A 12,172-nucleotide genomic window follows, 5' to 3' on the forward strand; every position below is an offset into this window, starting at 1 on the left:
ACTCATCGCGCGGGCTTTTCACGCCATTAATGGATCATCTGCCACAGCGACGCGCCAACCCCGGTAATGCTCTCCCCCGCAATCAAACCCGCCGCTGCGGTAATTGCAAAGCGCTCCGTCACACTGGGCCAACGACAGCTGACCAGCCAGGTGATGACTGCACCCAGTGCCATCGTCAGTGACACCGAGGCCGGCAATACAAACGCCAAACCCAGGGCCGCCGCGCTGGGCAGGTAGCGGCTGCGATGGGCGGGTAATGTGCTGTCGAGCACACCCAGCACGACGCCGATCAGGCCTGCAATGCCGATGGCCCAGCGAATGCTCGGCGACAGTGAGTCCAGCCCGTGGGTCAGGGTTTGCGCCACGGCTTTCCAAGTGGCGACGGCCGGCGCCGGCCACTCTTCGGTGAGCAGCATGGTCTGTGGGTCGGGGATCAGCGCCAGGTAGGCGAATACACCGACGATGCTGCCGACAAAAATCCCCAGGATCTGCGCGATCACCTGCTTGTGGGGCGTGGCGCCAATCGCCTTGCCCACCTTGAAGTCGTTCATCAGGTCCGTGCATTGCCCGGCCGAACCGCCGGCCGTGTTGGCGCTCATCAGGTTGATCGGCACCTGCCCCGGCGCGGCGATGCCGAAACTCAACTGGGACAGTTGCCCAATCGCGCCAATCGGCGGAATGCCGGTGGCCCCCACCACCCGCGCCGCCACGGCGGCCAGGCAGATCGCCAGGGGAATGGTCAACAGCGCCATCCACAGGTTGATCCCGAACAACAGCGCCTGCAGGCTCACCACCAACCCGATCGCCAGGACGAAGCCTGCGGCTGGACCGGGTTTGGGAACTGCCCATGGCGTGCCACCGTCAGCCTGAGTGGAGCGATGCAACGCCCACAATCGAATCGCCAAGGAGGCCAGGGTGGAACACACCATCAAGCTCACCCCTGGCCAGAGCAGCCACTCCACCAGCGCGGCGAATTGCGGGCCGCTGCTGCCTGGCGGGATGTTCACCAGCCCCTGCGCCAATAGCCATGGCCCCAACCCGCCCCAGGCCAGCAAGGCGCCGAGCAGCAGGGTCAGGCCCACGCGGATGCCGATGATGCCGCCAAACCCCAGCAGCAACAGCGAAGGGTCGGCGGTAAACGTCAGCCTTTCAAGCTGCGCGCTCGGCGACCAGCGTGGGAAGGCCCACAGGAAGGTGTCCACCCACTTGACCAGCCCTGACAGCACGGCGGCGCTGAGCAGCACTTTCAAGCGTGTCGCGGCTTCGCGCCCGTGGTTATAGATATGCAGCAAGGTCTCCAGCGTGGCCATGCCTTCGGGAAACTTCAGCGCCTTGTCATTGAGCAATGACGGCCGCAGATACCAGGCGATCCAGATACCCAGGAAGCTCACCGAGAACACCCAGGCGATCATCGGGATCGCCTCCAGCTGGTTACCCGTGAGCAAGGTGTAGGCCGGGATGGGCGCGACCAGCCCGCCGGAAATGATCGACGCGGCGGCCGAGGCGACGGTCTGGTTGATATTGCTTTCGTGCAGCGTCCACGGCAATGCAGCCGACGAGCGCTTGGCAAGGCCCTGCCAGATCGCATAGCCGATCAGCAAGGCGATGATCGACATGTTGAACGACCAGCCGATCTTCAGGCCGGCGTACACATTGGAGGGGGTCAGCAGGATGCCGAGCAGCACCCCGGTGATGACGGCTCGCCCGCTGAGTTCGCGCTCTACGGGATTGGTTGACGAGATCGGATGCATGCAGATTCCTTTCGACCGGAAGACAGCGTCACTTGATAAGTGAACGCTGCCTGGCGTGAAGGTTCAGCGCGCTTTACGCCCGTCTATTTTGCAAACGCATACTCGCCGCCCTGCTCCACCGCCTGGCGATAAGCCGGTCGTTGCTGGAGCGTGTCCACCCATGCCGCCAGGTTCGGATACGCCTGCAACTTGCCCTGGGCCTTGGCAATCTCGCCGATGAAGCTCATCTGAATGTCCGCACCGCTCAGCTCATCACCCGCCAGGTAGGCGGTTTTGCCGAGCACGTCATTCAGGTAGCCGAGGTAGTTGGCCAGCTCCGACTCAATGCGTGGATGCAGCGGCGCGCCGGCTTCACCCAGGCGCCCGACGTAGAGGTTGAGCATCAGCGGCAGCATGGCCGAGCCCTCGGCGAAGTGCAGCCATTGCACGTATTCGTCGTAGGTGGCGCTGGTCGGATCGGGTTGCAGTTGACCGTTGCCGTGGCGGCGGATCAGGTAGTCGATGATGGCCGCCGACTCGATCAGTACGCGGGAGCCGTCCTCGATCACCGGCGATTTACCCAGGGGGTGAATGGCCTTGAGCTCAGGTGGTGCGAGGTTGGTTTTCGGGTCGCGCTGGTAGCGCTTGATTTCGTAGGGCAGGCCCAGTTCTTCGAGCAGCCAGAGGATGCGTTGGGAACGCGAGTTGTTGAGATGGTGAACAGTGATCATGGGCGCTCCGCTGTAGGTTCGTGTTAAGAGAGACTACACCGTCACCGAGGCGTTCACGTGTCATTCAACGGATGGCACCGTTCAGCCAAAACCCGGCCCCCCACCACTTGGAGGGCCAGGACCAACATGGCTGGTGCCGTTACACGACGGCGGTCAACCTCACTTCCATTTCGAGTGCAAAGCTCAACTCTTCCAGCGTTCGATAGCTTTTGCCGCTCAATTGCGGCCAACGATCAATAAAAAACAGCCCCTTGTCATTAACTTGAATAGGCGTGGTAATAATTTCTCCGCTTTTGGAATGGTGGACCAGGTTCGCCTGGGCTCTTGAAGGCCGCTCGATATGGAAATTACCGACTGCCCTGAGCCGTGTACGGTCAGGCAGCGCCTTGGTTTCAGGAGAAGCGGTACCGGCAATGCCGACCTGTACCTTGAAATCACTGTGCAAGGCCATCGTGACAGGATGATTAATATCCGGATCAAGAATTTCCCAGCCACCCGGATGCAGGGAGCGCGCGCTGCTGGGGGCGACGTCACGAACCGTCAAGCTGACTGCATCCTGCAACTGAGCGATACCCGGGATGCCCTGGAATATATCGGAGTGGGCCGTGCCCACGAAAGCCACCCATTTATGAGGCCCCAACGCCGCCTGATCAGCCTTGATCACCTCGTTGGCAAAATAACTGAACAGGATTTCCCGAGAGTCCGTTCCCTCCATGCCCTTAACGTGATAACTGGCAGTGCAATCAAGTGCCCTGACCCGTATTGCGTACTTGTTCGCGGCCTTGACCACGTTGGTGTAAGTGGCATCTCCCCGGTAACCGGGCATTTGCCCCCCGTCCTGCGACCTCAGATAGCCCTTCAGGCTTTTCGGCATTTTCTTCGTACTGAAAAAGGCTTCCAGCTCTGCCTGATGCAGGTCAGTGAGCAGGTGTTCGATGTACAACGTCTTTACGCCCTCTGCCTTCAGGCGCTTCATATGTTTGATCAGGAACTGTTTGCTCGAGCGGTGAACATGGGCTTCGCCGATAACCAGCCCCGACTTCTGTGTGTAGAGTTTTTCAATGAACGCCTCTTCATTGGCCGCCGTGGCGAGCTCGGTGAAGTCGGCGCGCGCCGGTGGGGTGTACGCGACAAAAGCCTGTTTGGCGGTTTCTTCCAAGCGCTCACGGGTACGCACAAATGCCTCGAACGTCTTTTCGTTCCAGCTTCCGGGTGATGGGCCGTAGCTGGAATCCAGGCCCTTGTCCAACTTCAGCATTTCTTCCAGATTGCTTTTATGAACTGCAGGCAGATCGAACGCATCGTAATGCGACACCGCACCCGTTACCTGTACCGGTCTTGAAGGGCCGACCGTGGGCAGCGTTTGTGCGGGCGGGGCCATTGTCAGCCTGTAGTCGCCACGCGACAGCGCGCCGGAAGAGGTATCGAACTGGACACCAACGGCCTGGCCCGGCGCAACGTCATCCACACGCACGGCAATCACATTCTGCAGATCGGCCAGGCCTGGCAGCTCTTCAGCACTGCCTATGCGACTGTGATCAACCAGGGCGATCCAGCCTTCGTCGGAATCACGTGTCGCAAGCGCTTTGTGGGAGTAGAAGTTTCTGAGTTTGCCGCTGCGCGGGATAAACCGTTCTCCGCTATTGAGCTCCAGGACGTGCTCCATATGATAGGAGCTCGACGCATCCACGCCGTCGATGGCGACCTTGTGCTTACGCGCTTCCAGCATCAGTTTGCGGTAGGTAAACGGGGTGTCCTTGCCCCAACCCAGGGCACTGTCGACCCGCGTCAGGTGGTCTTTGACGCGTCTCAAGGCGTGCGCGACATTGCCTTTGGCTTCCCCGTTGATCACTTTGAGTTTGCTGCGAAACACATCGGCCGGCAGGTTTTCGATGTACACACGCTTGAGCCCTTGCTTGGCCAATGCTTGCATATTTTCGATCAGTAATTGCTTGCTGGCGACGCCAGTGTTGGCGGCCCCGATAATCAGGCCTTTTTTGAGCGGGAACAGGGTGGCTAGCACGGTGGCGGGGCTGGAGTCCTGCGCCAGTACCGGCAAGCCTTCGCGACTCGGGCGCGCTGGCGGTGACGTGTAGAACGCCTCGGCATCCTGGGTCAGCTGTTTCACCTGAATGGAATAGCTGTCGCGCAGCGGCTTCGAGTCGATATAGGCCCCTTCAAAGGTGGGCCCCGCAAGGACGTCGTCCGGATTGTTGCGAAGTCTCTGCACAATTTCAGGGTCCAGTACGGCTCTGAACTCTGCGCCTTGCGCAGGTGAAATTTCGTAGGGGGCCAGCGACTGCTCAACCTCCTGCGGGAGTAGCTGATACTTCTTGCGCCCCCCTCCCACAACGCCAGAACGTACCCAGTGGCCTTTGGCATTCTGGTTGACCAGACGTGAGGTCGAACGCATTTGCCCGGTGCCAGCATCAAAGCTGTACATCAAATAACGCCCCAGGGCATCCGGCGTGTTTTTTATCCAGAAACTCTTGGCGCCGAAGAGCACAGGTTTCATATCGGCGGGAATCCGTGGGTCAAGCTGTTTGAGCAGCGTGGCCTGCTTTTGCGCCTTGATGGCCGGCCTGATGGATATGGCATTGAACGGGCCTTTAAAGGCTGGGCGGAAGTCGAACAGCGCGGCGCCCCCCAAGTTGCCCAGGTAGCCGATCAAGTGTTGCAGGGCGGCGTCCTTGTCGCCCTGCTCAAACGCGCTGATGGCGAGCATCGCATCCTTGAACGCCAGCAGGCCGCCCAGGCTCAGGCTCAATATCGGAAAGGGGATGGTGGCGACGGCCGTGACCAGTTCCACGCAGGTCCAGAGAATGCCCATGATCATTTGAGTGCGGTTAACCGTGGTGGCAGCCACGTCATCCATTTTGCGCTGCAACACCATGTTGTAGAACTCATGACGCAGGTCGATCAGGGGTTCGGCGCGCTCTATCGGGTCATGGCGCGCAGGACTTGGCGTCGTGGGGTCTATCGTCTCCGGCAGCCCTTTGCGCGCGGTTTCCAGGAAGCTCGCGACGCGAACCTGGCCGTTGACCGCCACGCGGTCATGCAGATAACCCGACACGCCATCGACTTTTTTCAGCCAATAATTGAACAGCTTCGCCTCACGCACCTCGATACCGTCCGGGGCGTTAGGGGTGTACAGCAGAACCGGGTAATCGGAATGACTGAACAGGTAAACGCCCATGACCCATTCGCCGTCAATCACCAGTCGATGAATCTTATAGTCATTGCGCGCCGCCGCCGTGGTATCACCAAGACTGTCGATAGCGCGTTCCAGCCAGGCCAGGTCGATGCGGGCGATGTGGCCGCGCAGGCAGCAGTCCAGCGCCGCATATTTCATCTGCAGTTGGTTAATCGCCAGCGTGGCGTTGCGCCGTTCGGTATAGCCGGGGCTGGTCGCGCTTTGCAGCTGAGCGCGCACTTGGTCGGTGTAGCGCTGGCCAATCCATATGCCGGTGACCGAGCGAGCAACATTCTGCGGGGTCAGGCGGCTCAGGTCGACGCCGTCCGGCCCGCTGAAGGTGGCCGAGGTGGAAAACTTCGGGTCGATGAACCCGACGTTATCCTCGTAGCCGTCCCTGTACAACCGGGTGTAAGACAGTGGACGCGACACTCTGCCCAGCAGCGGCCAAGGGGCTGAAACATACACGGTGTCCGGGTCCACGTCGTTCTGGCGACGGCCCAGCAGTGCGTTGAGACTGAGTTTGGCTTGTTTGTGCAGATAATCGTTGAAGGTGATGAAGTTGGCTTCGGAATCAGGCCTGGCGTTATAGGTGCGCAAGGCACCTGCGGCGTCCTCGGCCAGGCTGGTCAACCGGGTCCTGTCGGCGGCGGAGGCAGAGCGATACCACAGTGGGGTGCTGTGTTCGTAGTCATCCGTTGCCGCGTTTTGCGAATGAACGACCATGGCGTCCAGGCAAATGGTATGGGTGCACACAGGCCCGAACGTCACCTCCTCATGCTCCTTCGTGTCTGGCCTGAAACCCAGCCCGGCGAGGAAGGTGCCCATCTTCGGGCGAAAACGCAGGGGGCACTGCTCCAGCAGGTAGTCGCTCATGGTCCGGCCGTCGTACCGGGTCTTGTCATCGGCCCAGGCGATGATATGCGCCTGGCAGTCGCGCTCAGTGGCGAAGGCGATGAACTGCTGCTCACGAGGCGAACCGGGAGCACATAACAGCAGACGTCGGGTTTGACCATTGCCATCTTCCTGGCGCAGCAGCCACAGGTCTTTGAGTTGCGCGCCATGCAGCAGCACGGTCTGCGCGCACAGCTGTGGGTTCGTGCCGGCTCGCAGGTTTTCGAACAACTGGTAATCGGCCTGGCTCAAGTCGCCGCGCAACTTCGCGATATAGGCCAGCAACACCAGGCGTTGATCGAACAGGTCACGGGCTGCCTGCCTGACTTCAGGTCTGACGTGCATGTCCTTTTGCAGCGCGGCAAAGTCCAGACGCGGTTTCAGCTCAGGCTCGCGGAGCATGTCGAGCAGGCTCTGCGCATCCAGATCGGCCTGCTCGCCTTGCAGTGCAGCCTCCGCATACGTGAGGGTGGTGTTGGTCAGAAAGTCCGAGTCGGGCAGTTCGTCATGGGTATGCAGACCCGAATAACACAACTGCACCAGGCTGCGCTGCTGCTCGTAGGTGCCGACGTTGGCGACTTTACGCTGGGTGGTAAGGAGCAACTGCTGGGGGTCCAGGTCATGCATCTCCAGCACTTCGTCCAGGTACTCGGTCAACTGAAAACGCGCCAGCGCCTGGGGTGAAGCACCAGGGCCGAGTAGGTCGACAAAGGCGTTGCGGGCCTGATTGTAAGCGCGCATGCACCGACCCAGGTTTTCCTGGGCCGCCGCGTCTGCGCTGCGATACCAGTCCGGCAGGCTGACATAGACGCTGCGTTCCAGCAGCCGTTGCTGCCGGAACGCCAGGCGCAAGGACAGGTCCGGAAGCGCGGCTTTTACGGCCTCCTCCAGCGCGGACATCAGTAACGCGGCATCGTGCGCCGGGTTGTCGGCCAGGCTCAAGGCCAGGTCGATGTCCTGGCGACGCTTATCGAGCATCGCATCGTAGGTATGCTCAAAGAGTGGCTCGCCTTCAATCGGTTGCAATTGCAGGGGCCAGATACCCGCTGCGTCCAGCGCCTGGTAAGCCCTCGGCAAGTGGCGGCAGATCTCCTCGCGACCCGCCGGCATGTGCATAAACGCCTTGAGACTTCGGTCGAGCTCCGCCAGAGAGTCGAAGGGTTCCAGGCCTCGGTTCGGCGTGAACAACAGCACCTGGCCAAGGTCCTGCCCTGACGTCAGGTTATCCACCACCGGGCTGGATTTTCGGGTGAGGACGAAGGCACCGGCAAACTCCACGGTTGCGTCCTGATAACTGAAGTTGAGCGAATACATGCCCGGCCGCAAGGACGGGCCTCGGCCACAGTCTTCGATCATGCGCTGTTCGGCGGGCGACATCAGGTAATCACGCACATCCAGGGCAGTCTGCTGCTCCACTGCGCCAAGGCCGGCTGTCTGGGCGAAATAGCTGCGGCGGCCCAGCCCCTCGACCGTGCTGCTTTCGTCGAGTTTTTGCAGGTCGTTATTGAGGTTGGCTCTGAGCCTGACAAGCAGCGCCTTGCCGGTCTCGTGGGTGAGGTCTGCGTCAGTCAACGCCTGGAACAGGCTGCGCGACTGGCTCAGGAGCTGTTCATTGGCGGCGATCAGGGTGGTGTTGAGTTTTTCCAGCGCCAGCAGCTCTGCGGGCAGTTTTACGGGAAGTCGAGTTTGGCTGCGCAGGTCAGGATCGATTTCAAGCACATGCGTGCGCAGTTCCTGAAACGACGGCCGGGGTACGGGATTATTTGACGCGCTCATGGGCACTGTCCTCATGCTGATGGGATGAACCCTCAGCATGAAGCGCGGCCCGTGCGTGGCAGCGGTAGATATTCACGGGGTGGCTCGGCCTCAGCCCAAGCGAAACCGCGCCGTATTGTCACTCAGCGCCTTGCTGCCTTTACTCAAGGTATCAGCCGCCTGGTTGACCGCCCGCGCGCCTTCCAGCAAGCGCCCTGCCGCCTGGTCCACTTGCTGGATATTGCCGCTGACCTCATCGGCGGTCGCGGCTTGCTCCTCCACCGCCGCCGCAATGTGCGCCAGGGTGTCGGTGACGTTTTGCACCGCGCCGGCGATCTCGCCCAGGCGTGTGCCCAGGCCGGTGACGGACTCGGCGTCGGTCAACGCCTGGTCGCAGGATGCGCCCATCAGCGTGACGGCCTGGCTGACCGTCGCGCGCAGGCTGTCTACCGTGCTGGCGATTTGCGCGGTAGAGGCCTGAGTGCGTTGCGACAGGCTGCGCACTTCATCGGCCACCACGGCAAAACCCCGACCCTGTTCGCCAGCACGGGCGGCCTCGATGGCGGCATTGAGCGCCAGCAGATTGGTTTGTTCGGCGATGCCACGAATGGTGTCGACCACCGATTGAATCTGCTGGCCCTGCTGGCTGACCTGTTCCAGGGCATTGGCGGTGTCGGTCAGGCGCTGGTTGAGTTGCTGGATGCTCGCCGTGGTGCGCTGGCTGTCGCGGCTGCTGTCCTCGGCGATACGCCGTGTGTGCTGCGCGCTGCCCGAGGCCTGTTCGCAGCTTTTGGCGACGCCCATCGACGTGGCGGCCAATTGGGTGGCAGCGGCGGCGATCTGGCTGATCTGGTGCTGCTGGTCTTCAACTTCGGTGAGGGTGCTGCCCGACTGTGCGTTGAGGGTGAGCACGGTGGCGCTCAGTTGCTGGGTTTCGTGATTGACCCCGAGCAGGCTGGCGCGCAATTGCACCACGGCAACGTTGAGCGCCGTGCTGATGGCGGCCAGCTCGTCGCGCCCCTCCACCGCCACTTCGACGCGCAGGTTGCCGTCGCGCAATGACTCGGCAAGCGTGGTGATGCCACTGGCGCTGCGGCGGATCGACGCTTGCAGGCAGATGAACAGGTACAGCGCGGCCAGCGCCAGCAGGCTGAACGTCGCCGCCACCGGGACGAAGTGTTGCAACGATCGTTCACGGTAGTAACTCAGGCGTGCGTCGAGCGAATGCAGCGACTGGCTGCGCAATGCGCCCAGTGCGGCGAGCATCGCATCGACGCTCTGGTCGAAGGCCGCGGCGTCGAGCTTGATGGTGCCGCCGAATACGCCGTCGTCCAAGGCCTTCAGCTCGCTGTCCAGGCGTTGCAGACTGGTTTCGTATTGCACCATCCAGGGTTCCAGGCCGGGATATTGCCTGGCTTTGAGCGCACCGGCTGCCTTGACCAACTGGTCCCGCGCATCACCGATGCGGCCGCGCAGATCGCGCATCTGCAAGCGGCTTTGCAGGGTGAACTGGCCCGAGGCAATCGAGGATTGGCCGACGCTGGCCGTGCGCCCGATACGCTCGATCAGGTCCGGTGTGTGCTGGGTGGAAATCTGCATCAGCAGGTAGGTTTCCAGCCATGGGTCGAGGATCAGGCCGGCGTCCAGGGTGATCTGCTCCCGCAACGATTGCATCGCGGTCAGGGCGGCGGTGAAGCGGTCGTAGCCATCCGGCCACCAGCCGACGGTGCGCAGGGCCTGGGTGTCCATGCCCTTGACCGCGGCCTGCAACGTGTCGAAGCGCGCCAGGGTGTCGGCGCTGGCGTTATGGGTTTTGAGCGTGTCGCCCAGGTTTTGCAGGCCTTGTTGAATCAGTGGGCTGCCCGCATCCACCTTGTCCATCGCGGCCTGGGCGGCAGGGGTTGGGGTGTGCAGGATGTCCACGGCTTTCCAGCGGGCGGCCAGGTTGCGTTGGGCGCCCAGTTGCGCATCGAGCGGGTCCAGCGCCAGCAGTTGGTACACGCCGGACTGTTCGCTGGAAATGACCGCGAGTTTGTCGTGGTAATCCTGGCCAATCATCCACAGGCTCCCAGCCAGCGGCAGCATGAACAGGCAGAACAGCACCTGGAACTTGCGCGCGAAACCGAACCGTCCAAGCAGGCGGATACCCGGTGATAAAAGTCTTTGCATGCCCTGCAGCTCCCCTGAACGAACCCATACTTCACAGCCTGGAAATGACTAACGGCAAAATGCCATGTCATTGATTAGTCTGGCTCTAGCAAGATATGGGCCGTGCGCTGCAAGCGCGGCGACACGCGCTACCGCGCCCCGAAACTGGCCAGAAGTGCGCAAAAATGGGGCAAAAGCACTCAGTGTCGGGCACGTCCTGTAACCGCCGGGGACACCACGCCTGGGAGGCGGATGCAGGACATATCGGTTTTCAGGCCAGCGCGTGATTGATCCATTGGATGTGCCGGGCAATCTCTCGCAGCTTTTCTTCCGGCACCGACTGCCTGGCTTTCTGGAAACTGGCCAGGGTCTTGTGCTTCTTGCGCAGCAGGCGTTGCCACTTCGCCACGAACACCGGGCTGCGCATTTGCAGGTGCAGCGGCCCGAAGTAGAGTTGTTCCTCGGTATAGGTCACCGGCCCGGTACGCTCGGCGACAATGATTTCGTAGTAGAAGCGGTTCTCGTGCAGCAGCTCTTCATGCAGGATTCGGTAGCCGTTATTCATCAACCATTGGCGCAGCGGTTGCTCGCCGCCATTGGGCTGCAGGATCAAGCGTTCCTGGCCGTTCAATTGCGCCTTGCCGCTGTCGAGAATGTCGCGAATCGTCTCGCCGCCCATGCCGCACAGGCTGATGGCGGTGATGGCGTCGCCCGGTTCGATGGCGGCCAGGCCATTGGCCCGGCGTACCTGAATGCGCTGCTCCAGGCCGTTGTCGCGCACGGTACGCTGCGCCGCATGAAACGGCGTGGCCGCGACCTCCCCCGCCACCGCCAGGGCAATCACGCCACGGCGCATCAGCGCCACGGGCAGGTAAGCATGATCCGAGCCGATATCGGCCAGGCGCGCGCCAGCCGGTACCAGGGCCGCCACGCGTTCCAGGCGCATGGACAAGGTGTGTTCGTTCAACGGGGGTTCCTTTTTTTCATTCTCCGGAAAACCGGTCCCGGCTGTTGGTCAGGTGCAGCACCATCGCCGCTCGCGCCGCGTCCGGGTCCTGGCGTTTGATCGCGTTGAAGATCGCTTCATGCTCCAGGTTCGCCAGTTGCCCCAGCTTGGCAAAATCCGCCCCGCCGCGTTCGGCGCCCACGACGAGGGTGCGCGGGATCATCGCAGTGCCCAAGTGCTGCATGATTTCGCTGAAAAACGTATTGCCGGTGGCCTCGGCGATCAGTTGGTGAAAGCGCTTGTCGTCTTCCACACAGCTGTCGTTGTTGGCGAGCGAAGCCTGGTAATCGTCCAGCGCCTGACGCATGTGGGCAAGTTGCACATCGTTACGGCGCAACGCGGCCAGCGCCACCGCTTGCACCTCCAGGCCCAGGCGCAGTTCGAGCATGTTGCGCACGCTGGCGACCGTGTCCACGTGCAGGCGCAGGCCTTGCTGAGGATGTTGCGCCAGCACGAAGGTGCCAATGCCGTGGCGCGTCTCCACCAGCCCGGAAGCTTGCAGCTTGGAGATGGCTTCGCGCACCACCGTACGGCTCACCCCATGCTCGAGCACGATGGTGGATTCGGACGGCAATTTTTCGCCGGGCTTGAGCTGCCCGAGCAGGATGCGCTGGGTCAGTGCGTCGACCACGCCCTGGGCCAGGTTGGTGGAGCGTTTGCGCACGGCGGGTGCGTTTTCAATGGGCATTGCTAGGGTCCGCGGGGTTGGGCTGGG

6 protein-coding genes are annotated in these 12,172 nt (G+C 61.8%); all 6 read right to left on the reverse strand.

From position 1 onward, the window contains the following. Window positions 1–26 precede the first annotated feature (26 nt). Window positions 27–1,751: an OPT family oligopeptide transporter gene (locus SC318_RS17615; RefSeq protein ID WP_320427831.1), complete on the reverse strand. Its 1,725-nt coding sequence runs from the start codon at window positions 1,749–1,751 to the stop codon at window positions 27–29. Window positions 1,752–1,834: 83 nt separating this feature from the next. Next, on the reverse strand, window positions 1,835–2,461 hold the full coding sequence (locus SC318_RS17620) for a glutathione S-transferase family protein (protein WP_320427832.1): 627 nt from the start codon (window positions 2,459–2,461) through the stop codon (window positions 1,835–1,837). Between the two features lie 139 nt (window positions 2,462–2,600). After that, window positions 2,601–8,324: a dermonecrotic toxin domain-containing protein gene (locus SC318_RS17625; RefSeq protein ID WP_320427833.1), complete on the reverse strand. Its 5,724-nt coding sequence runs from the start codon at window positions 8,322–8,324 to the stop codon at window positions 2,601–2,603. Window positions 8,325–8,414: 90 nt separating this feature from the next. Beyond that, window positions 8,415–10,472 carry a methyl-accepting chemotaxis protein gene (locus SC318_RS17630; protein ID WP_320427834.1) on the reverse strand — a complete coding sequence of 686 codons (2,058 nt, stop codon included), beginning with the start codon at window positions 10,470–10,472 and terminating at the stop codon, window positions 8,415–8,417. A 250-nt stretch (window positions 10,473–10,722) separates the two neighbouring features. Then, complete coding sequence (locus SC318_RS17635; RefSeq protein ID WP_320427835.1) at window positions 10,723–11,418, reverse strand: tRNA (adenine(22)-N(1))-methyltransferase; 696 nt, start codon at window positions 11,416–11,418, stop codon at window positions 10,723–10,725. 16 nt (window positions 11,419–11,434) lie between these two features. Then, window positions 11,435–12,145 carry a FadR/GntR family transcriptional regulator gene (locus SC318_RS17640; RefSeq protein ID WP_320427836.1) on the reverse strand — a complete coding sequence of 237 codons (711 nt, stop codon included), beginning with the start codon at window positions 12,143–12,145 and terminating at the stop codon, window positions 11,435–11,437. Window positions 12,146–12,172 lie beyond the last annotated feature (27 nt).

The sequence above is a fragment of the Pseudomonas sp. MUP55 genome, from assembly GCF_034043515.1.
Taxonomy (GTDB): Bacteria; Pseudomonadota; Gammaproteobacteria; order Pseudomonadales; family Pseudomonadaceae; genus Aquipseudomonas.

What these genes read in the sequence shown, in the direction of transcription:
- SC318_RS17615 (WP_320427831.1), bottom strand. Translation starts at nt 1,751, where the DNA reads ATGCATCCGATCTCGTCAACCAATCCCGTAGAGCGCGAACTCAGCGGG.
- SC318_RS17620 (WP_320427832.1), bottom strand. Translation starts at nt 2,461, where the DNA reads ATGATCACTGTTCACCATCTCAACAACTCGCGTTCCCAACGCATCCTC.
- SC318_RS17625 (WP_320427833.1), bottom strand. Translation starts at nt 8,324, where the DNA reads ATGAGCGCGTCAAATAATCCCGTACCCCGGCCGTCGTTTCAGGAACTG.
- SC318_RS17630 (WP_320427834.1), bottom strand. Translation starts at nt 10,472, where the DNA reads ATGCAAAGACTTTTATCACCGGGTATCCGCCTGCTTGGACGGTTCGGT.
- SC318_RS17640 (WP_320427836.1), bottom strand. Translation starts at nt 12,145, where the DNA reads ATGCCCATTGAAAACGCACCCGCCGTGCGCAAACGCTCCACCAACCTG.